This window comes from Nocardioides aquiterrae (assembly GCF_039526625.1).
In the GTDB taxonomy this organism is placed as follows: domain Bacteria; phylum Actinomycetota; class Actinomycetes; order Propionibacteriales; family Nocardioidaceae; genus Nocardioides; species Nocardioides aquiterrae.
The window spans coordinates 442349-465193 of record NZ_BAAAJE010000001.1 but is presented as its reverse complement, the minus strand read 5'-3'; the positions used below and the strand labels follow the sequence as shown (position 1 = coordinate 465193).

Annotated in this window: 25 protein-coding genes; 12 read left to right on the top strand and 13 right to left on the bottom strand. The window is 72.5% G+C overall.

The features are described from left to right. Positions 1-6: 6 nt before the first annotated feature. Positions 7-459 (bottom strand): DUF3151 domain-containing protein, encoded by a 453-nt coding sequence (locus tag ABD086_RS02285; RefSeq protein ID WP_343905258.1) that lies wholly within the window; start codon positions 457-459, stop codon positions 7-9. On the opposite strand from ABD086_RS02285, the gene ABD086_RS02280 reads away from it, so the two are divergent. Beyond that, complete coding sequence (locus ABD086_RS02280; protein WP_425571513.1) at positions 458-2002, top strand: DHA2 family efflux MFS transporter permease subunit; 1545 nt, start codon at positions 458-460, stop codon at positions 2000-2002. The two genes, ABD086_RS02285 and ABD086_RS02280, sit on opposite strands and share 2 nt — an antisense overlap. Positions 2003-2093: 91 nt before the next feature. On the opposite strand, the gene fbaA is transcribed toward ABD086_RS02280, so the two are convergent. Further along, a complete protein-coding gene (fbaA, locus tag ABD086_RS02275; RefSeq protein ID WP_343905255.1) occupies positions 2094-3128 on the bottom strand; it encodes a class II fructose-bisphosphate aldolase in 1035 nt (344 codons plus the stop codon). A gap of 25 nt (positions 3129-3153) precedes the next feature. On the opposite strand from fbaA, the gene ABD086_RS02270 reads away from it, so the two are divergent. From ABD086_RS02270 to ABD086_RS02255, 4 genes are all read left to right on the top strand, one after another. After that, positions 3154-3624: an SLOG cluster 4 domain-containing protein gene (locus ABD086_RS02270; protein ID WP_343905253.1), complete on the top strand. Its 471-nt coding sequence runs from the start codon at positions 3154-3156 to the stop codon at positions 3622-3624. A gap of 61 nt (positions 3625-3685) precedes the next feature. Beyond that, complete coding sequence (locus tag ABD086_RS02265) at positions 3686-4537, top strand: hypothetical protein (RefSeq protein WP_343905251.1); 852 nt, start codon at positions 3686-3688, stop codon at positions 4535-4537. Further along, positions 4534-5043, top strand: coding sequence for a SigE family RNA polymerase sigma factor (locus ABD086_RS02260; RefSeq protein WP_343905250.1), 510 nt, complete (start codon positions 4534-4536; stop codon positions 5041-5043). Before ABD086_RS02265 ends, ABD086_RS02260 begins: the two co-directional genes overlap by 4 nt. Before the next feature lie 130 nt (positions 5044-5173). After that, entirely contained in the window at positions 5174-5911 is a 738-nt protein-coding gene (locus tag ABD086_RS02255) for a hypothetical protein (RefSeq protein ID WP_343905249.1), read from the top strand. Positions 5912-5921: 10 nt separating this feature from the next. Here ABD086_RS02255 and ABD086_RS02250 read toward each other — a convergent pair whose 3' ends face one another. Further along, positions 5922-6560 (bottom strand): TrmH family RNA methyltransferase, encoded by a 639-nt coding sequence (locus tag ABD086_RS02250; protein ID WP_343905311.1) that lies wholly within the window; start codon positions 6558-6560, stop codon positions 5922-5924. Positions 6561-6645: 85 nt separating this feature from the next. Here ABD086_RS02250 and ABD086_RS02245 point away from each other — a divergent pair, with 85 nt between their 5' ends. Further along, a complete protein-coding gene (locus ABD086_RS02245) occupies positions 6646-7365 on the top strand; it encodes a DedA family protein (protein WP_343905247.1) in 720 nt (239 codons plus the stop codon). Positions 7366-7372: 7 nt separating this feature from the next. On the opposite strand, the gene pyrE is transcribed toward ABD086_RS02245, so the two are convergent. Next, positions 7373-7909, bottom strand: coding sequence for an orotate phosphoribosyltransferase (gene pyrE, locus ABD086_RS02240; RefSeq protein WP_343905246.1), 537 nt, complete (start codon positions 7907-7909; stop codon positions 7373-7375). 35 nt (positions 7910-7944) lie between these two features. On the opposite strand from pyrE, the gene ABD086_RS02235 reads away from it, so the two are divergent. Next, positions 7945-9102 carry a pyridoxal phosphate-dependent aminotransferase gene (locus ABD086_RS02235; RefSeq protein ID WP_343905244.1) on the top strand — a complete coding sequence of 386 codons (1158 nt, stop codon included), beginning with the start codon at positions 7945-7947 and terminating at the stop codon, positions 9100-9102. Here ABD086_RS02235 and ABD086_RS02230 read toward each other — a convergent pair. Beyond that, complete coding sequence (locus ABD086_RS02230; protein ID WP_343905242.1) at positions 9050-10036, bottom strand: hypothetical protein; 987 nt, start codon at positions 10034-10036, stop codon at positions 9050-9052. The genes ABD086_RS02235 and ABD086_RS02230 overlap by 53 nt on opposite strands. A gap of 23 nt (positions 10037-10059) precedes the next feature. Next, complete coding sequence (gene clpB, locus ABD086_RS02225; protein WP_343905240.1) at positions 10060-12666, bottom strand: ATP-dependent chaperone ClpB; 2607 nt, start codon at positions 12664-12666, stop codon at positions 10060-10062. Between the two features lie 151 nt (positions 12667-12817). On the opposite strand from clpB, the gene ABD086_RS02220 reads away from it, so the two are divergent. From ABD086_RS02220 to ABD086_RS02210, 3 genes are read left to right on the top strand one after another with little or no spacing between them, the layout of a single operon-like run. Continuing rightward, on the top strand, positions 12818-13420 hold the full coding sequence (locus ABD086_RS02220; protein WP_343905239.1) for a hypothetical protein: 603 nt from the start codon (positions 12818-12820) through the stop codon (positions 13418-13420). 5 nt (positions 13421-13425) lie between these two features. Then, positions 13426-14142, top strand: coding sequence for a response regulator (locus ABD086_RS02215; RefSeq protein WP_343905238.1), 717 nt, complete (start codon positions 13426-13428; stop codon positions 14140-14142). Beyond that, complete coding sequence (locus tag ABD086_RS02210; RefSeq protein ID WP_343905236.1) at positions 14130-14372, top strand: sensor histidine kinase; 243 nt, start codon at positions 14130-14132, stop codon at positions 14370-14372. Before ABD086_RS02215 ends, ABD086_RS02210 begins: the two co-directional genes overlap by 13 nt. A gap of 6 nt (positions 14373-14378) precedes the next feature. On the opposite strand, the gene ABD086_RS02205 is transcribed toward ABD086_RS02210, so the two are convergent. The 5 genes from ABD086_RS02205 to ABD086_RS02185 all read right to left on the bottom strand — a co-directional run bounded on the left by ABD086_RS02205 (position 14379) and on the right by ABD086_RS02185 (position 18999). Beyond that, complete coding sequence (locus ABD086_RS02205; protein WP_343905234.1) at positions 14379-14816, bottom strand: heat shock protein transcriptional repressor HspR; 438 nt, start codon at positions 14814-14816, stop codon at positions 14379-14381. A gap of 1 nt (position 14817) precedes the next feature. After that, complete coding sequence (gene dnaJ, locus ABD086_RS02200; RefSeq protein WP_343905232.1) at positions 14818-15999, bottom strand: molecular chaperone DnaJ; 1182 nt, start codon at positions 15997-15999, stop codon at positions 14818-14820. A gap of 28 nt (positions 16000-16027) precedes the next feature. Continuing rightward, entirely contained in the window at positions 16028-16612 is a 585-nt protein-coding gene (gene grpE, locus ABD086_RS02195; RefSeq protein ID WP_343905230.1) for a nucleotide exchange factor GrpE, read from the bottom strand. After that, positions 16609-18459: a molecular chaperone DnaK gene (gene dnaK / locus ABD086_RS02190; protein ID WP_343905228.1), complete on the bottom strand. Its 1851-nt coding sequence runs from the start codon at positions 18457-18459 to the stop codon at positions 16609-16611. The genes grpE and dnaK overlap by 4 nt, the downstream gene beginning before the upstream one ends. A 138-nt stretch (positions 18460-18597) precedes the next feature. Beyond that, on the bottom strand, positions 18598-18999 hold the full coding sequence (locus ABD086_RS02185) for an NUDIX hydrolase (RefSeq protein WP_343905226.1): 402 nt from the start codon (positions 18997-18999) through the stop codon (positions 18598-18600). A gap of 40 nt (positions 19000-19039) precedes the next feature. Between ABD086_RS02185 and ABD086_RS02180 the strand changes: the two genes are divergently transcribed. Then, on the top strand, positions 19040-19885 hold the full coding sequence (locus ABD086_RS02180) for an aldo/keto reductase (protein WP_343905224.1): 846 nt from the start codon (positions 19040-19042) through the stop codon (positions 19883-19885). Positions 19886-20073: 188 nt separating this feature from the next. Here the strand turns inward: ABD086_RS02180 and ABD086_RS02175 are convergent, their stop codons facing one another. Continuing rightward, positions 20074-20583 carry a MarR family winged helix-turn-helix transcriptional regulator gene (locus ABD086_RS02175; protein ID WP_343905222.1) on the bottom strand — a complete coding sequence of 170 codons (510 nt, stop codon included), beginning with the start codon at positions 20581-20583 and terminating at the stop codon, positions 20074-20076. Between the two features lie 40 nt (positions 20584-20623). On the opposite strand from ABD086_RS02175, the gene ABD086_RS02170 reads away from it, so the two are divergent. Then, positions 20624-21553 (top strand): DMT family transporter, encoded by a 930-nt coding sequence (locus tag ABD086_RS02170; protein WP_343905221.1) that lies wholly within the window; start codon positions 20624-20626, stop codon positions 21551-21553. On the opposite strand, the gene ABD086_RS02165 is transcribed toward ABD086_RS02170, so the two are convergent. Then, the gene (locus ABD086_RS02165) at positions 21517-22836 is read right to left on the bottom strand and encodes a metallophosphoesterase family protein (protein WP_343905220.1); all 1320 of its coding nucleotides are present in this window, start codon (positions 22834-22836) and stop codon (positions 21517-21519) included. The two genes, ABD086_RS02170 and ABD086_RS02165, sit on opposite strands and share 37 nt — an antisense overlap. Positions 22837-22845 lie beyond the last annotated feature (9 nt).

Sequence of the window (22845 nt, the reverse complement as noted above, 5' to 3'; positions counted from 1 at the left end):
ACGGGCTCAGGCCCCGTCCGCGTCGCCCAGCAGTTCCTGGCCCAGCAGGATTTCGTGGCCGGTCGGGCTCGAGTCACGCAGGAACTCCGAGCACCGCTCCCACTCGGCGTCCTCGCCGATCGCGCGCGCGGCCAGGGCGAGCAGGGCGAGGCAGGTGAGGAAGCCGCGGTTCGGCTCGTGCTCCCACGGCACGGGCCCGTGCCCCTTCCACCCGTTGCGGCGCAGCAGGTCGAGGCTGCGGTGGTAGCCGACCCGGGCGTAGGCGTAGATCGTCACCGGGTCGTCCTCGGCGTCGGCCGCGAGGGTCGCGAGCGTGGCCCAGGCGAGCGGCGACTCGGGGTGCCGGCGGACGACGTCCATCGCGTCCGCACCCGGCGCCAGGTCGGCCGCGGCCGGGTCCTCCGGGAGGTGGGTCGGCGGGGGTCCCGCCATCAGGTCCGGTCCGCTGAAGGAGGTCATGGCGCCAATTGTCCACGGTCGGGTGTTAGGTAGGTCCGTGACCCAGCAAGCCCCGCACGCGACCACCGACCCGACCGGCGGGAAGGAGCCCTGGCCGGCGCTGTTCGCCCTGTGCATCGGCTTTTTCATGATCCTGGTCGACACCACGATCGTGTCGGTCGCGACCCCGGCGATCATCGAGGACCTGCACGCCGACGTGAACGACGTCGTGTGGGTGACCAGCGCCTACCTGCTGGCCTACGCCGTCCCGGTGCTGATCACCGGTCGCCTCGGCGACCGGTTCGGGCCGAAGAACCTCTACCTGACCGGGCTGACGGTGTTCACGCTGGCCTCGTTGTGGTGCGGCCTGACCGGCTCGATCGGGATGCTCATCGCGGCCCGGGTCGTCCAGGGCCTCGGCGCGTCGATGATCACGCCGCAGACGATGGCGATCATCACCCGGATCTTCCCGGCCGCGCGCCGCGGCGCCGCGATGGCGCTCTGGGGCGCGACCGCCGGCGTGGCCACCCTGGTCGGCCCGATCCTCGGCGGCGTGCTCGTCGACGGGCTGGGCTGGGAGTGGATCTTCTTCATCAACGTGCCCGTGGGGCTGATCGGCTTCGTGCTCGCCGCCCGGCTGGTGCCGGCGCTGCCGACGCACACCCACCGGTTCGACTGGCTGGGCGTCGCGCTGAGCGGCGCGGGCATGTTCCTGCTGGTGTTCGGCATCCAGGAGGGCCACCAGTACTCCTGGAACGCCGTGATCTGGTCGATGATCGTGGGCGGCCTGGTCGTGCTCGGGCTGTTCGTCCTCTGGCAGTCGCGCAACAAGGCCGAGCCGCTGGTGCCGCTGCGGCTCTTCGGCGACCGCAACTTCTCGCTCTCGAACGTCGCGATCTCGGTGATGGGCTTCTCGATCACCGCGGTCGCGATCCCGATCATGATCTGGGCTCAGGTCGTGCGCGGGCTCAGCCCGACCCGGTCGGCGCTGATCCTGGTCCCGATGGCGCTGATGACGCTCGTGCTGGCCCGGCCGATCGGCCGGCTCACGGACCGGGTGCACCCGCGCATCCTGACCGCGTCCGGCTTCGGGTGCCTCATCGTCGGGCTGCTGTGGCTGACCGTCGTGATGACGCCCGACACCTCGATCTGGTGGACGGTGCCGCCGATGCTCGTGTTCGGGGTCGGCAACGCGTTCGTCTGGGCGCCGAACAGCGCCACCGCGACCCGCAACCTGCCGATCCAGCTGGCCGGTGCCGGCGCGGGCGTCTACAACGCGACCCGCCAGGTGGGCGCGGTGATCGGGTCCGCCGCGATCGCCGTGCTCATCGACTCCCGCCTCGCCGCGGAGGGCCTGCCCTCGACCTTCCAGGGCGAGGGCGCCGCCGCGGGCGGCTCGCTGCCGCCCGCGGTGGCGGAGTCGTTCAGCACCGCGATGTCGACGTCGGTGCTGCTCCCGGCCGCCGCGTTCGTCGTCGGCTTCGTCGCGGTGCTGTTCTTCGAGAAGCCCCGCCACGCCGGGTACGCCGGCGCGGCCGCACCTGCCGCCGCCCCAGCCGAGTAGCCGCCGACTCGGCGCCACTGCAGGTCCAGAAACGCCCGAGTCGGCGCTACTGCAGGTCGGCCACCTGCAGTAGCGCCGACTCGACGATGGGTCAGGCGCCGAGCGACCTGCCGGCCGAGCGCAGGTTCTCGCAGGCCTCCACGACCCGGGCGGCCATGCCGGCCTCGGCCGCCTTGCCCCAGGCGCGGGGGTCGTAGGCCTTCTTGTTGCCGACCTCCCCGTCGATCTTGAGCACGCCGTCGTAGTTCTTGAACATGTGGTCCGCGATCGGGCGGGTGAAGGCGTACTGGGTGTCGGTGTCGACGTTCATCTTGACCACGCCATAGTCCACCGCCGCCGCGATCTCCTCGGGCGTCGAGCCGGAGCCGCCGTGGAACACCAGGTGGAACGGCTTCGATCCGGGCTCGAGGCCGAACTCGGCGACGACCGCCTCCTGGGCCTCCTTGAGGACCTCGGGGCGCAGCTTGACGTTGCCGGGCTTGTAGACGCCGTGCACGTTGCCGAAGGTCAGCGCGGTCATGTAGTAGCCGCGGTCGCCGTACCCGAGCGCCTTCGCCGTCGCGATGGCGTCGGCCGGGGTCGAGTAGAGCTTCTCGTTGATGGCGTTCTCGACGCCGTCCTCCTCGCCGCCGACCACGCCGACCTCGATCTCGAGGATGACCTTGGCCTTGACGCAGCGCTCGAGCAACTCCTCGGCGATCTTGAGGTTCTCCTCCAGGGGCACGGCGGAGCCGTCCCACATGTGCGACTGGAACAGCGGCTCCTCGCCGCGGGCGACGCGCTCCTCGGAGATCGCGAGCAGCGGCCGGACGAAGCCGTCGAGCTTGTCCTTGGGGCAGTGGTCGGTGTGCAGCGCGATGTTGACCGGGTAGTTCTTCGCGACCTCGCGGGCGAACGCCGCGAACGCGACCGACCCGGTGACCATGTCCTTCACGCTCGGGCCGGACAGGTACTCCGCACCTCCGGTGGAGACCTGGATGATGCCGTCCGACCCCGCGTCCGCGAAGCCCTTCAGCGCCGCGTTCAGGGTCTGCGAGGACGACACGTTGATGGCCGGGAAGGCGTACTGGCCGGCCTTGGCGGCGTCGAGCATCTCGGCGTACTTCTCGGGAGTCACGATGGGCATGCTCCGACCCTACTAGCGTTGAGGAGTGCAGCTCACGGGTCGGTACGTCGCAGTGGTCGGCCCGGCCGACGGCGCCCGGCCGTCGGACCTCGCCGCCGCCGAGCGGCTGGGCCGGCTGCTCGCCGGCCGGGGCGCGGTCCTGCTCACCGGCGGCCACCACGGCGTGATGCAGGCGGCGGCCCACGGCTGCGCGGCGGCCGGGGGCACCTCGATCGGGCTGATGCCCGGGCTCGACCGGTCCCAGGGCACGCCGGAGCACACCTTCCTCCTGCCCACCGGCCTCGGCGAGCTGCGCAACGGGCTGCTCGTCCGGGCCGCCGACGCGGTCGTCGCGGTCGGCTGCAGCTGGGGCACGCTCAGCGAGATCGCGCTGGCCCGGCGGACCGGCGTGCCGCTGGTGCTGATCGACCCGTGGGACCTGCCCGAGGACGTCGGGGTCGTGGTCGCCGACGCCGACGCGGCCGTCGCGGCGCTGGGACGACTTCCGGCCCCGTGACAACCCGCGGCGCGACCGCCTCGTCTTGTCGGGTGGAAGAGCACGAGAGAGGCGGGGAACCATGTCACTGACGGAGCGGCTGCGCGAGGAGCTCGAGGAGTCCTTCGCAGGAGAGCCGGCGCACCGGCCGGTCGACCAGCGGATCGCCGAGGGCCACCGGGCGCTGAGGCGTCGCCGGCTGGCGACGGCGGCCGTGGCGTGCGGGGTGATGACCGTGCTCGGCGCCACCTGGGCGATCGGCTCGCCCGGGTCCGAGCGCGACGCCGGGCGGATGATCGCGACCGAGCCGCCCGCGCCGTCCGGGTCGGCGGCGCCGACGGCGTCCTGGGAGGACGACACCCCGGTCCGGTACCTCGACGGCGAGTTGCAGATCCGTTCGGGCGTGGTCGTGCACGAGCGGATCGAGAACCCCTACGACTACCAGCTGCCGAAGGACTCCGTCGCGCTCGACCTGACCTACGAGGGGCAGCGGCAGTGGCTGATCGCGGAGACCGACACCAAGGGTTACGGGTACTCGTCGTCCGTGCCCAGCAACGGCTGGGCGAGCTTTCGCGCCTGGGTGGACGACCAGGTCGCGGCGGCCGTCGGCGAGACCGGCGATTCCCACGGCGGCTGGCCGCAGACCATGCGCTTGGCGGGCACCGGGGAGGTCGACCCGACGGCGGGCACCGAGGTGCTGCAGCGCACCGACGACCCTCGGCTGGGTCCCGACTTCGCCCCGCCCGGCGCGAAGACCGGCGCGGCCGTCGTCCAGGTCCGGGCCACCGGCAGGTCGTACTTCGTGGTGTGGCGGGTGATCGACGGCAAGCTGGACGTGATCACCACGCCGCCCCGGGACGTCGTCGGCGCGACCTTCGACGAGCTGCTCACCTACGCCCGGTCGCAGTACGCCAGCGGCGAGGGTCTGCGATGAGCCGGGCGTCTCGGGACGCACGGGATGCGGAGTACGCCGGGTTCGTGACCGCCCGGCAGGGCCACCTGCGCCGGGTCGCGTACGCGATCTGCGGCGATTGGCACCTCGCCGAGGACCTGCTCCAGACCTCGCTGCTCAAGCTGTACGTCGCCTGGCCGCGGATCCACAGCGCCGGCCGCGAGGAGGCCTACGCCCGCCAGATCATCGTGCGCACGAGCATCGACGAGTCACGGCGCCCGTGGCGCCGGGAGCGGCCGGGCCTCGAGGGCCGGGACGAGGCGGCGCGAGCCGACCTCGCCCCCGAGGAGCGGTCGGCGCTCGTCGACGCCCTCCAGGCGCTGCCCGAGATGCAGCGCAAGGTCGTCGTCCTGCGCCACTGGCTGGGCCTCTCGGTCGAGGAGACCGCGCGGGAGCTGCGCATCGCGGAGGGCACGGTCAAGAGCCACTCGTCGCGCGGGCTGGAGTCGCTGCGCGGGCTCCTGATGACGAGCGAGCACCCCGGCTGAGCGAGGACGGGAGGCCGATGACAACCGATCGCCGGCGAGCTGCCCGCTCGGCACGGATCTCCTGCGCGGCCGGCGCCGCCGTCCTACAGTGGCCACATCCGTCTGTCGGGTCTCGGGGGAGGTCACCTCGATGCGCCGATCGCCGCTCTCCCCCAGGAGCACCCTCGCCACCACGGCCGCGCTGCTGCTCGCGGGCGGCCTCCTCGGGACCGCCCCGGCCGTCGCCGGAGATCCGACCTGGTTCGGCGCGCCACCGGTGGGCGCCTGCTTCGACCTGACCCTGCGCCAGGCCGCGGCGCCGGCGAGCCCCGAGCTCCCCGTCGACTGCTCCCAGGACCACACGCTGCTGGTCACGGCGGTGGCCCTGCTGCCCGACGACCTCACGTGGGACTCCCCCCGGCGCGCGATCCTCAAGGCCGTCAACAAGGTGTGCGGGCCCGCGCAGGCGGCGACGATCGGCCGCAACCGGCTGCAGCTCTACCGCTCGCAGTACCGCACCTACTTCTTCGCGCCCACCGCCCAGCAGAAGAGCCTGGGGGCGCGCTGGTTCGACTGCCTCGTCGCCGTGCCCGAGGACAGCCGGCTCACCGACCTGCCCCTCACGCCGACGCCGCTGAGCGCGGACCTCCCCGACGACGTCGCCCGCTGCGTGACCCGCAAGCGGCACTTCACGACCTGCGCTGACACGCACGCGTGGCGCTCGTCGTACGCCTTCTACGCCCGCGGCAAGGCCACTCAGTCGACCGTCCGGCGCGCCGCCCGGCGGGGCTGCGCCGGCCACCTCACCAGCAGGAAGTACCTCTTTTCCTGGTGGGACGTCCCGGGGCGGCGGTACGTCGTGGGCTGCTACTCGCAGACCCGGCGCTGACCCGGACCGGTCACCCCCGCCAGGCCGCCTCGTCGGAGAGGTCGGCGTGCTCGCGGACCCAGGTGTGCATGGCGATCGCGGCCGCCGACGACGCGTTGATCGACCGGGTCGACCCGAACTGCGCGATCGAGAACGTCCCGTCGCACGCGGCGCGCGCGCCCGCGGAGAGGCCCGGCCCCTCCTGGCCGAACAGGAAGCACACCTTCCGGGGGACCGTCGTGGTCTCCAGGTGCAGCGAGCCGGGCAGGTTGTCGATGCCGAGCAGCGTGACGCCGAGCGGGTGGAGGTACGCCGCGAGTGCCGGCACGTCGGCGTGGTGCCGGACGTGCTGGTAGCGGTCGGTCACCATCGCGCCGCGGCGGTTCCACCGGCGGTTGCCGACGATGTGCACCTCGGCGGCGAGGAACGCGTTCGCGGTCCGCACGATCGTGCCGATGTTGAAGTCGTGCTGCCAGTTCTCGATCGCGACGTGGAAGTCGTGCCGGCGAGTGTCCAGGTCGGCGACGATCGCCTCGACGGTCCAGTACCGGTAGCGGTCCACCACGTTGCGCCGGTCGCCCTCGGCGAGCAGCGTCGCGTCGTACTGCTCGCCCTCGGGCCACGGCCCCACCCACGGCCCGACGCCGACCTCGGCCGGCCCGTGGGGCATCGGGTCGTACGGCGCGCGCTCCTCCACGGCGGACACGGTAGGCGAACTTCATGTCCCGTTCACGAGCGGCAGGTACCGTGAGCAGGTGACCACAGCCCTGGCCCAGGCTCCGATGCTGCTGGGCATGGACTGGATGGACCCCAACTGGCTCTTGGACCAGTTCGGCGGTGCGTTCTACTGGATCAGCCTGCTCATCGTGTTCGTCGAGTGCGGCCTGTTCTTCCCGTTCCTGCCCGGTGACACGCTGCTGTTCGCGCTCGGACTCTTCCTCAACTCCGGCCGCATCGACATCTTCGGCACGCCGCCGCTGGTCGAGCTGGTCATCGGCTTCGTGCTGCTGACGACTGCGGCGTTCCTCGGCAACGTCGTCGGCTACGAGATCGGCCGCGCGATCGGGCCGCCGCTGTACCAGCGCAACGGCCGGATCCTGAAGAAGAAGTACTTCGACCAGACCCACGCGTTCTTCGACAAGCACGGCAACAAGGCGCTGGTCATCGGCCGGTTCGTGCCGTTCGTCCGCACGTTCATCACCGTGGTCGCGGGCGTCACGCGGATGGACCGGCGCCGGTTCTTCCTGTGGAGCTTCGTCGGCGCGGTCCTCTGGGTCGGCAGCATCCTGCTGCTCGGCTTCACGCTCGGCCAGGCGTTCCCGAGCCTCGGCGCGAACATCGACAAGGCGCTGCTCGTCATCCTCGCCTTCACGGTGGTCCCGATCGCGTGGGAGCTGTGGCAGCGCCGCCGGCACCGCACCCGGCACTCGGCGGAGCAGGTGGACCCGGCTCCCGCAGAGACCAGCGAGGTCTGAGCGCTCGCTACCGCCGGGCGGCGTCCAGCTGCGCCTTGGTGAGCACCGGACGCACCTGGAGCCCCACGTCGGCGAGCGGGTTCTCCCCGGCCGGGCTGCGGTCGATGGCGCACACGACGACCTCGACGGTGGCCCCCGCGGCGCGCAGCGCGTTCGTCGCGTCGCGGACCGCACCGCCGGTCGTGATCACGTCCTCGATCAGCGTGACCCGCCGGCCGGCGACGTCCGGACCCTCGGCGAGCTTGCAGGTGCCGTACTCCTTGGCCTTCTTGCGCACGAACAGCGCGGGACGGCCGGTCAGGCTGCTGACCATCGTCGCGATCGGGACGCCGCCGAGCTCCAGGCCGCCGAGCAGGTCGGTGTCGTCGGGGAGCAGACCGACCATCTCCCGCGCGACCCGCAGCAGCAGCTGGGGGTCGGCCTCGAAGAGGTACTTGTCGAAGTACTCCGTCGCCTGCTGGCCCGAGCGGAGCGTGAACTCCCCCGTCAGGCGGCAGATCGCGTCCACGTCACGGGCAAGGCCGGCGGCCAGCGTCTCGTCCACGGGGCCGACACTATCGGCGCGGCTAGGGTCGACACATGCTCGCCCACCGTCTCGACGGCATCCCACCGACGATCTTCTCGGCGATGTCCGCGCTCGCCGCGCGGACCCAGTCGGTCAACCTCGGCCAGGGCTTCCCCGACGTCGACGGCCCGCCCGACGTGATCGCCCGCGCGGTGCACGCCCTCGAGCACGGGCTCAACCAGTACGCGCCCGGCCCCGGCGTACCCGCCCTGCGCCAGGCGATCGCCCGGCACCAGCTGCGCCACTACGGCCTCGAGCTCGACCCCGACCGCGAGGTGGTCGTCACGACGGGCTGCACGGAGGCGATCGCGGCCGCCCTGCTCGGGCTGGTGAACGAGGGCGACGAGGTGGTGGTGCTCGAGCCGTACTACGACTCCTACACCGCGATGATCCAGATGGCGGGCGGGGTACGCCGGCCGGTCACGCTGCGCTCCCCTAACTTCCGGCTGGACGCCGACGAGCTCCGCGCGGCGGTGACGCCGCGGACCCGGTTCGTGCTGCTGAACACCCCGCACAACCCCACCGGCACCGTGCTGACCCGCGCCGAGCTGCAGGCCGTCGCCGACCTGGCGATCGAGCACGACCTCGTGGTGATCACCGACGAGGTCTACGAGCACCTGGTGTTCGACGACCACGAGCACGTGCCGATCGCGACGCTGCCGGGCATGTTCGAGCGGACGCTCACCCTGTCCAGCGTCGGCAAGTCCTACTCGTTCACCGGCTGGAAGGTCGGCTGGGCGACCGGCCCCGCCGAGCTGGTCGACGCGGTGCTCGCCGCGAAGCAGTGGCTCACGTTCACGTCCGGGTCGCCGCTGCAGCCCGCGGTGGCGTACGCCCTCGACGAGGAGGCGGACTTCCCCCGCAAGCTGGCGGCCGAGCTGCGGGCGCGGCGCGACGTGCTGTGCGCCGGGCTCGCCGGCATCGGGCTCGACGTCCGGGTCCCCGAGGGCACCTACTTCGCGACCACGGACGTCTCGGCGCTCGGTTGGGAGGACAGCCGGTCCTTCTGCCTCGCGCTCCCGGAACGAGCCGGCGTCGTGGCGATCCCGACGCAGGGGTTCTACGACTCCGACGCCGGCCGGCACCTGGTGCGCTGGGCGTTCTGCAAGGAGCAGTCGGTCATCGAGGAGGGCCTGGCACGGCTGGCGGCCGCTGACCTGGCCGCTGGCTGAACCACTGGCGGACGTCGGGCCGCAGCAGCAGGGCGAGCGTCGCCACGCTGGCGACCAGGGTGAGCGCGAGCAGGAACGCGCCGATCGCCGTACCGACGAGGGAGAGCGCGGCCGCGGTGCCCGCCGAGACCACCAGCACGATCCGCGCCCACTCGGTGCGCCGGAAGACGAGCACCGCCAGCACGGCGGCGGACACACACCACAGCACCATCGCCGCGATCAGCGCGAACGTGACGCCGATCAGCAGGTCGTCGCTGACGCCCTCGGACCGGAGCTCGGGGTTCTGCCGGTGCACCTCGTCGAGGAGCGTCTCGGGCCGGAGGGCCAGCAGCACGCCGGTCGCGACCAGGCCGAGGGTGGTGAGGCCGGTCGCCATCCAGGTCAGCACGCAGGCCACCGTCACGCCCGTGGGCCGGGCCGACGACGTCGCGGCCACCGGCGCCGACGGCGCGGCTGCCACGAGGGTCGCCGGCGGGGCCGGCGCGGCCGGCGCTGCCGGCGCGGTCCGAGGGGTGTCACCGAACCAGTCGCGGGCCGGCTGCAGCCACAGCATCGCCGCGGACGCGGCGACCAGCGACGACACGAACCCGCCGGTGACCAGCCCGGCGAAGAACAGCGGGACCGCGAGGACGGTCAGGGCCAGCCGGGCGCTGCGGCTGCGGCGGAGCACCTGGTAGCCCAGGATCGCCGCCGCCGTCGCGCAGCCCGCCGTGACCATCGCGAGCGTCCGGATCATCGACAGCACGCCGTCGACGCCGAGCCCGAGGTCGCTGCCCGGCGGCTCCGCCAGGAACTTCTCGATCGACTGCCGGGTCTCGAGCGTGTGCAGACCGGAGACCCGGTCGAACACGAGCAGCACGACGATCACCGAGCCGACCATGGTCAGCCACGCGACCATCGTCACCTGACGCGGTCGGGGGCTCTTCTCGCTCACCGGCTCATTTCACCACGCCAGGTTCAGGCGGTCGTCAGCAGCAGCCCGTCGCCGTCCGGCGACCGGTCCACGGTGACGCTGCCGCCGTCGGCCACCTCGCCGGAGATCAGCATCTTCGCCAGCGGGTCGCCGATCGCGGACTGGATCAGGCGGCGCAGCGGACGGGCGCCGTACGCCGGGTCGTAGCCGGTGTCGGCCAGCCACCGCTTCGCGGCCTCGGTCACCGAGATCGCGATCCGGCGGACCGCCAGCCGCTTCTCCAGCAGCCCGAGCTGCAGGTCGACGATGTGCGTCAGCTCGTCCATGGTCAGCGCCTCGAAGAGCACGATCTCGTCGAGCCGGTTGAGGAACTCGGGCTTGAACGAGGAGCGCACGACCGCCATCACCGAGTCGCGCTTCTTCTCCGGGTCCAGCAGCGGGTCGACGAGGAAGTGCGAGCCCAGGTTGCTGGTGAGGATCAGCAGCGTGTTGCGGAAGTCGACCGTGCGGCCCTGGCCGTCGGTGAGCCGGCCGTCGTCGAGCACCTGGAGCAGGATGTCGAAGACCTCCGGGTGCGCCTTCTCCACCTCGTCGAGCAGCACGACGCTGTACGGGCGCCGGCGCACGGCCTCGGTGAGCTGGCCGCCCTCGTCGTACCCGACGTAGCCCGGAGGGGCGCCGACCAGGCGGGCCACCGAGTGCTTCTCGGAGTACTCGCTCATGTCGATGCGGACGATCGCCCGCTCGTCGTCGAACAGGAAGTCCGCGAGCGCCTTGGCCAGCTCGGTCTTGCCGGTGCCGGTCGGGCCCAGGAACAGGAACGAGCCGGTGGGCCGGTGCGGGTCGCTGATGCCGGCGCGGGACCGGCGCACGGCGTCGCTGACCGCGGTCACGGCCTCGCGCTGCCCGATCAGCCGCTCGCCGATGACCTCCTCCATCTTCAGCAGCTTGGCGGTCTCGCCCTCGAGCATCCGGCCGGTGGGGATGCCGGTCCAGGCCTCGACCACCTCGGCGACCTGCTCGGCACCGACCTCCTCGCCGACCAGCGGCTCGAGGTCGGTCTTCTCGGCCTCGCCCGCGGCCTCGATCTGCCGCTCCAGGGCCGGGATCCGCCCGTAGAGGATCTCGCTGGCCTTGCCCAGGTCGCCCTCGCGCTGCAGCCGGTCGGCCTCGATGCGGAGCTGGTCGAGCTGGCGGCGCAGCTCGCCCTCCCCCTCGAGCGAGGACTTCTCCCGCTCCCAGCGGGCCTCCAGCGCGCGCAACTCCTCCTCGCGGTCCGCGAGGTCCTGGCGCAGCGCCTCGAGCCGCTCCCGGGAGGCCTCGTCGGACTCCTTCTCGAGCGCGAACTCCTCCATCTTCAGCCGCTCGACCTGGCGCCGGAGCTGGTCGATCTCCTCGGGGGACGACTCGATCTCCATGCGCAGCCGGGACGCGGCCTCGTCGATGAGGTCGATGGCCTTGTCGGGCAGCTGGCGGCCGGGGATGTACCGGTCGGACAGCGTGGCGGCGGCGACCAGCGCGGCGTCCGTGATCCGGACGCCGTGGTGCGCCTCGTACTTCTCCTGGATGCCGCGCAGGATCTGGATGGTGTCCTCGACGCTGGGCTCGCCGACGAAGACCTGCTGGAAGCGGCGCTCGAGCGCCGGGTCCTTCTCGATCCGCTCGCGGTACTCGTCAAGCGTCGTCGCGCCGATCATGTGCAGCTCGCCGCGCGCCAGCATCGGCTTGAGCATGTTGCCGGCGTCCATCGCGGAGTCGCCACCGGCGCCCGCGCCGACGACCGTGTGCAGCTCGTCGATGAAGGTGATGACCTGGCCGCCGGAGTCCTTGATCTCCTCGAGCACGGCCTTGAGCCGCTCCTCGAACTCGCCGCGGTACTTCGCCCCGGCCACCATCGCGGCCAGGTCCAGGCTGAGCACCCGGCGGCCCTTGAGCGAGTCGGGGACGTCGCCGGCGACCACGCGCTGCGCGAGCCCTTCGACGACGGCGGTCTTGCCGACGCCGGGCTCGCCGATCAGCACGGGGTTGTTCTTGGTGCGCCGCGACAGCACCTGCACCACGCGGCGGATCTCGGCGTCCCGGCCGATGACCGGGTCGAGCCGGCCCTCCTCGGCGGCCTGGGTCAGGTCCACGGAGTACTTCTCGAGAGCCTCGTACGTCGACTCCGCGTCCTGGCTGGTCACCCGGCGGTTGCCGCGCACGGCCGTGAGGCCCTCCCGCAGCCCCGCCTCGGTGAGGCCGGCGTCCGCGAGCAGCTTCTGCGCCGAGTCCCCGTCATTCTTGGGCGTGCCGGCGATCGCGATGAGCAGGTGCTCGGTCGCGACGTAGTCGTCCTTCATGCTCGCGGCGAGGTCCAGCGCGCCCGCGAGCACCCGGGTGAGCGCGGCCGACCCGGCCGGCTGCTGCACGGTGGCGCCGCTCGCGGTGGGCAGCGCGGCGAGCGCGGCCTCGGCCCGGGCGGTCAGGGCGGCGGCGTCCACGCCGGCCTTGGTGACGAGGTTCCGCGCGGTCCCGTCCTCCTGGCGCAGCAGGGCCACGAGCAGGTGGATCGGCTCGGTGTGCGTGTTGCCGGCCGTGGTGGCGATCAGCTGGGCGGCCTCGACGGCCTCCCGGCTGCGGGTCGTGAACTTCTCGGCCCCGAACTGGCTCATGCTGGTCATTCTCCTGCGTGCTCGGTGGGTGCGGGCACCCCCTGTGCCCGACACAGGTTCCAACGCGGCCAAAGTTGAGTCTGTTCCACTCAACTCCGGGAATTTCCGCGTCCTGTTCCCGCTCGGGCGCGCGGGACCCTACGCTGCGGACATGCTGGCGCACGGGGTGCATGCAGCCCTGGTGGTGGCCGGCCTGGCCGGGCTCGGGTCGCTGCTGGCGCCGACCATCGCCCTGGGCCGGGTCACCGACCTCCTGACCGCGCCCGCCGGCCCCGCGCGGTTCGCCGCCCCGGGATCGACGCTGCTCCTGCCGGTGGCCGTGACCGGCACCGCGGCGGCCGCGGGGATCCACGCCGCGATGATCCCGGCGCACCTGCGCGAGCGCCTGGTGGTCGGGGCGTTCTTCGTCGCCTGCGCACTGGTCCAGCTGGCCTGGGCCGAGCGCGCCCTGCGCCGGCCGACCCGGCGCTGGCTGGCCGCGGGCGCGGCCGGCAACCTCGCGGTCGTCGGGCTCTGGGCGGTGACCCGCACCGCCGGCCTGCCGTTCGGGCTGCTGCCCCGGCCCGAGGCCGTCGGCACGTGGGACGCCACGTGCGCCGCCCTGGAGCTGGTCGCGGCGGCCGCGTGCGTGGCCGCCGCCCGGCGGGGTCCCCGGCGCCCGGCGCCGTGGCGGGAGTGGCACGCCGCCGCGCACGCCTGGCTGGCGCTGGCGCTGACCCTGCTGGCCGTCCTCTCGGTGGGCGGGGGCCACTGAGAGCGATGACCGCGCCGCGCGTCGTGCTCGTCGACGACACCGAGGACCTCCGGCAGCTGATGCGGATCGCGCTGCGGCGCGCGGGCTACGAGGTCGTGGGCGAGGCCGGGGACGGCGCGGCGGGCATCGAGGTGGCGCGCGCCGAGCGCCCCGACCTCGTCGTGCTCGACCTGTCGATGCCGGTGATGGACGGCCTCGAGGCGCTGCCGCACATCCGCGAGGCGCTCCCGGACGCGGCGATCGTGGTGCTGTCCGGGTTCGGCGCCCAGCAGATGTCCGACAAGGCGCTGGCCCGCGGCGCGGACGGCTACCTGCAGAAGGGGGCGCCGCTCTCCGCGGTGGTGGCGTACCTGGGCGACGCGCTGGCCCGCCGCGGGACGGTCGCGGCGGCCCCGGCCACCACCACGGCCCCCGCCGAGGCGCCGCCGGGGGCGGAGGTCGCCGAGCTCGCGCCGGTCGCCGTGCTCGAGGTCGGGGACGACGACGCGCTGCCGGTGCGGTACGCCAACGCCGCCGCCCGGCTGCTGCTGGACGAGGCCCTCACCCCCGGCGTACCCCTGGCCCGGGTGTCGGCCGAGCTGGCCGAGCTGGTCGCCCGCCACCGGGTCGACGCCGACATGTCGCTCGACGTCGCGATCGGCGACCTGCAGGTGCAGGCCACGCTGCGGCGGGGGTCGTCGGCGCTGCTGGTCTACCTCGACCCGGAGCGGTGGCCGAGCTGACCGACCTGCGGATGGTGCGCGCCGACCCGCTGCGGCTCGAGCAGATGCTCAGCAACCTGCTCTCGAACGCGCGCAAGTACGGCCGGCCGCCCCTCGACGTGCGGGAGCGGCCGGCCGGCCCGTGCGTGGCGATCGACGTCGCCGACCACGGCGACGGCGTCCCCGAGGAGTTCCGCGACCGGCTGTCGGACGGCGGCGCCGTGTTCACGATCGAGCTGCCGGCCGTCTGAGCCGGTCTAGCGGTTGCGACGCCACACCACCACGGACTGGCCCGGCTCGGGCCGGCGCAGCACCGGGAGCTTGTTGCCGGCGGCGTCGGTACGCCGGGGCGTGAGCGCCTGCCGCAGCGCCTCGCGGGTCGCCGCCAGCTCGTTCACGAGCTCCTCGTTGCGGGCCGCGAGGGCGGCGACGCGGTTCTGGAGGTCGAGGATGCGGCGCACGCCCTCGATGCCGATGCCCGACGACGTGAGCTCGGCGATCTCGCGCAGCAGCTCGATGTCGCGCGGCGAGTAGCGGCGACCGCCACCGCCGGTGCGGCCCGGGGTGATCAGGCCCATCCGCTCGTAGGTGCGCAGGGTCTGCGGGTGCAGTCCGCTCAGCTCGGCGGCGACGCTGATGACGAACACCGCCGCGTCCGGGCCCGGCGGCTCGAAGGGTGGGCGGCGCGACGGCACGTCACGCCTCCTCGAAGAGCTTGGACCGCAGCGGCCGGTCGGCCATCGCGGCCCGGTAGGCCTCGACGGCCGACCGCGCGTCGGCGGGCAGCGTCCCGGGCACGGCCACCTCGACGGTCGCCAGCAGGTCGCCCTTGGACCCGTCGGCCTTGGTCGCGCCCTTCCCGCGCACGCGGAACGTGCGGCCGTTGGGCGTGCCCGCCGGGACCTTGAGCGTCACGGGGGCGCCGCCGAGGGTCGGCACCCGGATCTCCGCGCCGAGCACCAGCTCGTCGAACGAGACCGGGACGTCGAGCGTCAGGTTGTCGCCCTTGCGGCCGAACAGCCGGTGCGGGGAGACCTTGACGGTGACGAACAGGTCACCGGCCGGGCCACCGTTCTCGCCGGCCGCGCCCTTGCCGCGGATCCGGATCCGCTGGCCGTCCTTCACGCCGGCGGGGATGCGCGCCTGGATGGTGCGGGCGGACATGCCGCGGCCGCTGCCGTGGCAGGTCGGGCAGGACTCGTCGTAGATCAGCTGGCGCCCGGCGCACACCGGGCAGGTCTCGTTGATCGAGAACGCGCCGCCGGCCGACGCCACGACGAAGCCGGCGCCCTCGCACTCCGGGCAGACCCGCGGCTTGGTGCCGGGCTTGCCGCCGGTGCCCTTGCAGTCCGGGCAGGGCGCGTCGGACGTGAGCCGCAGCGAGATCGTGACGCCCTCCAGGGCGTCGGTGAAGCTGATCGTCGCCGACGTCTCCACGTCCGGGCCCTTGGCCGGGCGGGACCGCTGCTGGCGGCCCCGTCCGAACCCGCCACCGCCGAACAGGTCGCCGAACATGTCCCCGAAGCCGCCGCCGCGGCCGGCCTGGTCGCGCAGCAGGTCGTCGAGGTTGAACCCGCCCTGGCCCGCGCCGCCCCCGCCGAAGCCGCCGCGGAATGCACCGGAGCCGTACAGCTCGCGCATCTCGTCGTACTTCTTGCGCTTCTCGGGGTCGCCGACGACGTCGTACGCCTCCGCGACCGCCTTGAACTTGTCGTGCTTGGCGGTGTCGCCGGGGTTGGAGTCGGGGTGGTTGGCGCGCGCGAGCTTGCGGTAGGCCTTCTTGATCTCGTCGGCCGACGCGTCCTTCGCGACGCCGAGCTCCTTGTAGAAGTCCTTCTGCGCCCAGTCGGCCCGGAAGCCGTTGTCAGTCGCACTCACAGCGCACCTCCCTTCCCCGTCTCGTGTGTCAGCTGGTGGCCGGGTCGACCACGAGGACCTGCGCGGCGCGCACGACGCGGTCGCCGATCCGGTAGCCGGCCTTGGCGATCACCTTGCAGGTGGTCACCTCGACCTCCGGGTCCTCGCCGACGTGGCTGAGGGCCTCGTGGATCGTCGGGTCGAACGCGTCACCGGGGGCCCCGAACTTGCTCAGGCCCAGCCGCTCGACGGTCCGCTCGAGCTGGTCGGCCACCGCCTGGAAGCCCGGGTCCAGGTCGCCGTGCTCCCGCGCCCGGTCGATGGTGTCGAGGACCTCGACGATCGGGGCGAGCGCGGCGTACGTCGCGTTCTCCCGGATCAGTTCGCGGTCCCGCTCGACCCGGCGCTTGTAGTTGACGAACTCGGCCTGCAGCCGCTGGAGGTCGCCGGTGAGCTCACCCACCGCGCGCTGGGCGACGGTCAGCTCGTCCTCGATCTCCTGCTCCTCCTCGGCCGGGGACTCCTCGGCCGGGGTGAGCTGCTCGTCCGGCTGAGGAGCAGGGGTCTCCTGCTCCTCAGCCGTCGCGGCCTGGTCGGACGACCGGACCTGCTCGTCCTGGGACGGTTCGGTCACTTGGTCTCGTCCTCGGTGCCCTCGTCGACGATCTCGGCGTCGACGACGTCCTCGTCGGCCTCACCGGTGGACCCGTCCGAGCCGCCGGCGGCGGAGGCGTCGGCCTCGGCCGCGGCGTACATCGCGGCGCCCATCTTCTGGCTGGACTCGCCGAGCTTGGTGATGCCGGCGCGGAGGTCCTCCGCCGTGGCGTCCTCCTTCTCGAGGACCGCCTTGAGCGCGTCGACGTCGGCCTGCACCTCGGTCTTCACGTCCTCGGGCAGCTTCTCGGCGTTGTCGGCGAGGAACTTCTCGGTCGTGTAGACGAGCTGGTCGGCCTGGTTGCGGGTCTCGACCGCGTCGCGCCGCCGGGCGTCCTCCTCGGCGTACTGCTCGGCCTCGCGGACCATCCGGTCGATGTCGTCCTTCGACAGCGCGGAGCCACCGGAGATCGTCATCGACTGCTCCTTGCCGGAGGCCTGGTCCTTCGCGGTCACGTGCACGATGCCGTTGGCGTCGATGTCGAAGGTGACCTCGATCTTCGGCACGCCCCGCGGAGCCGGCGGCAGGCCGGTCAGCTCGAAGTTGCCGAGCGGCTGGTTCTGCGACCACATCTGGCGCTCGCCCTGGGCCACCTTGATCTCGACCGACGGCTGGTTGTCGTCGGCGGTCGTGAAGATCTCGGAGCGCTTGGTCGGGATCGTGGTGTTGCGCTCGATGAGCGTGGTCATCACGCCGCCCTTGGTCTCGATGCCCAGCGACAGCGGGGTGACGTCGAGGAGCAGCACGTCCTTGACCTCGCCCTTGAGGACGCCGGCCTGCAGGGCCGCGCCGACCGCGACGACCTCGTCCGGGTTCACGCCCTTGTTCGGCTCCTTGCCGCCGAGCAGCTCCTTGACGAGCTCGGTGACGGCGGGCATCCGGGTCGAGCCACCGACGAGGACCACGTGGTCGATCTTGCTGACGTCGACGCCGCCGTCCTTGAGCACGCTCTGGAACGGCGCCTTGGTGCGGTCGAGCAGGTCCGCGGTGAGCTTCTGGAACTCGCTGCGGGTCAGCTTCTCCTCGAAGTGCAGCGGGCCGGACTCGCCGTGGGTGATGTACGGCAGGTGGATCGTGGTCTCGGAGGACGAGGACAGCTCGATCTTCGCCTTCTCCGCGGCCTCCTGGAGGCGCTGCTTGGCGATCTTGTCGGCGCCCAGGTCGACGCCGTTGTTGTCCTTGAACTTCTTGACCATCCACTCGACGACCCGGGCGTCCCAGTCGTCACCACCGAGGTGGTTGTCGCCGGAGGTCGCCTTGACCTCGACCACGCCCTCGCCGATCTCCAGCAGGGACACGTCGAACGTGCCGCCACCGAGGTCGAAGACGAGGATGGTCTGGTCGTCGCCCTTGTCCAGGCCGTAGGCCAGCGCGGCCGCGGTGGGCTCGTTGACGATGCGCTGGACGTTGAGGCCCGCGATCTCGCCGGCCTCCTTGGTGGCCTGGCGCTGGGCGTCGGAGAAGTACGCCGGGACCGTGATCACCGCGTCGGTGACGGTCTCGCCGAGGTACGCCTCCGCGTCCCGCTTCAGCTTCTGCAGCACGAACGCGCTGATCTGCTGCGGGGTGAAGGTCTTGTCGTCGATCTTCTGGGTCCAGTCGGTGCCCATGTGGCGCTTGACCGACCGGATGGTCCGGTCGACGTTGGTGACGGCCTGGCGCTTGGCCACCTCGCCGACCAGCACCTCGCCGGACTTGGCGAAGGCGACGACCGACGGGGTCGTGCGGGCGCCTTCCGCGTTCGCGATGACGGTGGGTTCGCCACCCTCCAGGACGGCGACGACGCTGTTCGTCGTGCCGAGGTCGATGCCGACCGCACGTGCCATGGTGTGTTACCTCCGGGGATTGAGTCCTGCTACGGGCCATGGTGCCGCTCCGGCGGCCCGGACCCCAACTAGTTGAGTCCAACTGGCTCAACTTCTATCACCCGGTTCAACGCAGGGCCAGCCCGGGGTTGTTCCCGGTCAGCCCACGAATTTCGCGACCTGCACCACCCGTGGCAGGCCGGGGACTTCGGCCCGCGGGATCCACCGCGCCTCGTCGGTCGAACCGTCCACCTCCGCGGTCAGCACGCCGCCGACGACCCGGGCCGAGAACACGACCTGGACGTGGCGCAGCGGCCGCCCCGCCCGCTCGAGCGCGACCGTGTTCACCCCGAGCAGGCCGGTCAGCTCAACGTCGTACCCGGTCTCCTCGCGCACCTCGCGCACCGCCGCCTCCTCCACGGTCTCGTGCCGCCCGACCCCGCCCCCGGGCAGCGTCCAGAGCGGCTCGGCGGGCTCGTTCCAGAGAGCAAGCAGGACGTGGTCCTCCCGCTCGATCACGGCATAGGCGGCCAGGCGGGCGTCGTACTCGGAGAAGTCCACCGGGGAATGATCCGCCCCCCGCTCGGTGATTCATACAGGTATGACCGTTCCGACCATCACCCTGAACGACGACACGACCATCCCGCAGCTCGGCTTCGGGGTCTTCCAGGTCCCCCCGGAGGACACGGCCGAGGTGACCCGGCAGGCCCTCGAGGTGGGCTACCGCCACATCGACACCGCGGAGATGTACCAGAACGAGGCCGGCGTCGGCGAGGCGATCCGGTCCTCCGGCATCCCGCGCGACGAGCTCTACATCACCAGCAAGCTCAACAACAGCTTCCACGAGCCGGACGCCGCCCGGCGCGCCTTCGACGAGACGATGAGCAAGCTCGGGCTCGACCGGATCGACCTGTTCCTCATCCACTGGCCGCTGCCGACGCGGTACGACGGCGACTTCGTCTCCACCTGGCGCACGCTGGCCGAGTTCGTGCAGGACGGGCGCGCGGCGTCGATCGGCGTCTCGAACTTCCAGCCCGCGCACCTGGACCGGATCATCGAGGAGACGGGCGTGAAGCCGGTCGTGAACCAGATCGAGGTGCACCCCTACTTCGGCAACGAGGAGGCCCGGGCCGCCTCGCACCGGCACCAGGTCGTCGTCGAGGCGTGGTCGCCGATCGCGCAGGGCGACGTGCTCGGCGACGAGGTGGTCGGGAAGATCGCCGCCGCGCACGGCAAGACCCCGTCGCAGGTCACGCTGCGCTGGCACATCGAGCGCGGCGACATCGTGTTCCCCAAGACGACGCACGTGGAGCGGATGCGCGAGAACTTCGACATCTTCGACTTCCGGCTCACCCCCGACGAGGTCGCCGCGATCACCGCGCTCGACCGCGGCGAGGACGGCCGGCGCGGCCCGAACCCGGACACGTTCGACTGGATCCCCGACTGACCCCACCGCCGAGTCGGCGCTACTGCAGGCCGCGCGACCCCCGAGTCGGCGCTACTGCAGGCCGCGCGACCCCCGAGTCGGCGCTACTGCAGGCGACAATCTGCACTGGCGCCGACTCGGCGCCTTCCGGACCTGCACTGGCGCCGACTCGGCGCCTTCCGGACCTGCACTGGCGCCGACTCGGCGGGTCAGTCGCCGAGGGCCCGGCCCCACTTCTCCAGGAGGTGGGCGAGCCGGGCCCTCTCCATCTCGTCCAGCATCCCGACCAGCCGGTGCTCGTTGGCCATGTGGGCCTCGAACGCGCGGTCGATGAGCTCGAGGCCCGACGCCGTCAGGGCGACCACCCGGCCGCGGTGGTCGCTGTCGCTCACCCGCCGGGTCACCCAGCCCTGCTCGACGCACCGGTCCACGCGCTTGGTGACCGCCCCGGACGACACCATCGTCCGCCGGGCCAGCTCGCCGGGCGTGAGCTCGTACGGCGCGCCCGCGCGGCGCAGGGTCGCGAGCACGTCGAACTCGCCCTCGCCGAGCCCGAACTCGCCGTAGACCGCCGCCAGCTCCTCGCTGAGCCGGGCGGCCAGCCGGTGCAGCCGCCCGATCACCCCCTGGGGCGAGACGTCCAGCTCCGGCCGTTCCCGGTTCCACTGCGCCATGATCCGGCCGACGTGATCGAGATCGCGCTCCGCGGGGCTGCTCACGATGGGGAACATATCTCACCCGGAAACTATTATCCTTTCCGTGGAAACTAATAGCTCGCCCGGTCGCTGGGGCAGCACCCTGCTGCTCACCGCCGTCGCCCCGATCGCGTGGGGCTCGGGCTACTACGTGACCGAGACGTACCTGCCGCCGGACCGCCCGCTCTTCGGCGCGATGGTCCGGGCGCTGCCCTTCGGGCTGCTGCTGCTCGCCTTCCGGCCCCAGCTGCCGCAGGGCAGGTGGTGGTGGCGGGCGCTGCTGCTCGGCACCTTGAACGTCGGCGCCTTCTTCGCGCTGATCTTCGTGGCCGCCTACCGCCTGCCGGGCGGCCTGGCCGCGACGCTGACGGCGACCGCGCCAGTGATGATGATGCTGCTCGCGTGGGGGCTGATCCGCGAGCGGCCCACCGTGCTCTCGCTGGCCGGCGCCGCGATCGGGTTCGGCGGCGTCGCGCTGCTCGTGCTCCGCGGCGGAGCCACCCCCGACCCGGTCGGCGTCGCCGCGTCATTCGCCGCGGTCGCGATGTCCTCGCTCGGCTACATCCTGGTGAAGCGCTGGACGCCGCCGGTCGACCTGATCACGTTCACCGGGTGGCAGCTGGTCGCGGGCGGCCTCGTGCTGCTCCCGGTCGCGCTGGTCGTCGAGGGCGCCCCGCCGCCGCTGGACCTGCCCGCCGTCGGTGGCTTCCTCTACCTCGGCGGCGTCGCCACCGTGCTGGCGAACGTGCTCTGGTTCCGCGGCCTGCGCCGGCTCCCGGCCGCCGCCGTGTCCCTCGTCGGGCTGCTGAACCCGGTCGCCGGCACCCTCGTGGGCGTCGCGCTCGCCGGCGAGGCGTTCGGCGCCACCCAGGCGCTGGGCATGCTGCTCGTGCTCGTCGGCGTCGTCGCCGGCCAGCCCGCGCTCACCGCGCGGCTCCGACCCCAGGTCCCGCCGCGTCAGCCCGCGTACGGGATGAAGGCGCCGTCGCTGTAGAGCAGCTGGTTGTCGCTGGTCAGGACCAGGTGGCCCTGCGCCGGCGGCTCGTCCCAGATCTCCTTGCGGACGACCGGACGGTGGGTACGGCCGACCTGCCAGAGCTCGGCGGAGGTGTCGACCATCCGCGGGGCGAAGCGGTTGTCGCGCAGCCACAGGCGGTCGCCGTAGATCTGGCCGAGGGCGTAGTTGGTGGCGCCCCTGCCGTTGGGGGTCGCCATCTGCAGGGTCCCCCCGTGGCTGACCTGGGTGATGCCGTCGGCCCGCCGGACCGAGATGTCGTGGACCTCGCCGTTGAGGTAGAGGTCGACCCGGTTCTTGACCATGACCTTCCAGAACGCCGACCTGGTGCCGCCGGTGTACGACATCGCCGAGGACCCGTACGTGCGGACCGGCGTGATCACCGGCGTGTGGCCCTGCACGATGATCCAGTCGGTGCCGCGCCGGTTCGCGGCGGCGAGCACCCGGCCGAGCCAGCGCAGCTGCTGGGGGTCGAGCTCGGTGACGACGTCGCGCCGGGTGCTCCTGAACACGTCGACGGTGACCAGCAGCACCTCCGGGGCGACGTAGGTGGCGAAGGCGGTGCCGTGCGCCGGACCGGGCGGACGGTTCCCGAGCCGGGCGGCCGCCATGACCTTCTCGAAGAACGCCCTCTTGAAGGTCTGGACCTGGTGCAGCTTGAAGCGGTTGTCGGCCGCGTGCCGGCCACCCGCCCACGGGTTGTCGCCGATGTCGTGGTCGCCGAGGGCGGCGAGGACCGGCAGGCCGCGGGCCTCGAACCGCTGGCGCCACTGCGAGAAGTAGAAGCTCGCGGTGCGCTTCAGCGCGGCCTTCCGCTGCGCGTTGGTCCGGGCCGGCCCGAAGATGCCGGTGCGGTCGGCGTCCTCCCCCCAGTGACCCTCGACCAGGTCTCCGGCGACGAACACGTCGTCGGGGCCTTCGGCCTGGAACGTGTCGAGGACGGTGTCGACCATCTGCGCGTACGAGGAGTTCCAGGAGTTCGGCAGCCCCCGGTGCCACGTCGGCAGCCCGGAGACATCGGCGACGTCGGCGTTCATGAAGTCCGGGGCGGACAGGAACGTGTAGTCGGCCGGGCCCACCGGACGGACCGGCTCGAGCCCACGCTGCGGGAGCAGGGGGGCGACCGGCCGGTCGTAGTACCGCACGCCCCCGCGGCCCGAGGCATCCTCGGCACTGGCGCTCGTGGTCGCGGCGATCGTGGTGGCCGTCGCCAGCGCCAGGCCGGTCGCGACGACCGTCCGGGACAGTGCGCGAGCGCGCATGGGGTCCCT

Bases quoted from the DNA above. Each gene is read 5' to 3' on its own strand.
- ABD086_RS02280 (WP_425571513.1), top strand. From the start codon at position 458: ATGGCGCCAATTGTCCACGGTCGGGTGTTAGGTAGGTCCGTGACCCAG.
- ABD086_RS02285 (WP_343905258.1), bottom strand. From the start codon at position 459: ATGACCTCCTTCAGCGGACCGGACCTGATGGCGGGACCCCCGCCGACC.
- fbaA (WP_343905255.1), bottom strand. From the start codon at position 3,128: ATGCCCATCGTGACTCCCGAGAAGTACGCCGAGATGCTCGACGCCGCC.
- ABD086_RS02265 (WP_343905251.1), top strand. From the start codon at position 3,686: ATGTCACTGACGGAGCGGCTGCGCGAGGAGCTCGAGGAGTCCTTCGCA.
- ABD086_RS02260 (WP_343905250.1), top strand. From the start codon at position 4,534: ATGAGCCGGGCGTCTCGGGACGCACGGGATGCGGAGTACGCCGGGTTC.
- ABD086_RS02255 (WP_343905249.1), top strand. From the start codon at position 5,174: ATGCGCCGATCGCCGCTCTCCCCCAGGAGCACCCTCGCCACCACGGCC.
- ABD086_RS02250 (WP_343905311.1), bottom strand. From the start codon at position 6,560: ATGCCCCACGGGCCGGCCGAGGTCGGCGTCGGGCCGTGGGTGGGGCCG.
- ABD086_RS02235 (WP_343905244.1), top strand. From the start codon at position 7,945: ATGCTCGCCCACCGTCTCGACGGCATCCCACCGACGATCTTCTCGGCG.
- clpB (WP_343905240.1), bottom strand. From the start codon at position 12,666: ATGAGCCAGTTCGGGGCCGAGAAGTTCACGACCCGCAGCCGGGAGGCC.
- ABD086_RS02220 (WP_343905239.1), top strand. From the start codon at position 12,818: ATGCTGGCGCACGGGGTGCATGCAGCCCTGGTGGTGGCCGGCCTGGCC.
- ABD086_RS02215 (WP_343905238.1), top strand. From the start codon at position 13,426: ATGACCGCGCCGCGCGTCGTGCTCGTCGACGACACCGAGGACCTCCGG.
- dnaK (WP_343905228.1), bottom strand. From the start codon at position 18,459: ATGGCACGTGCGGTCGGCATCGACCTCGGCACGACGAACAGCGTCGTC.
- ABD086_RS02180 (WP_343905224.1), top strand. From the start codon at position 19,040: ATGACCGTTCCGACCATCACCCTGAACGACGACACGACCATCCCGCAG.
- ABD086_RS02165 (WP_343905220.1), bottom strand. From the start codon at position 22,836: ATGCGCGCTCGCGCACTGTCCCGGACGGTCGTCGCGACCGGCCTGGCG.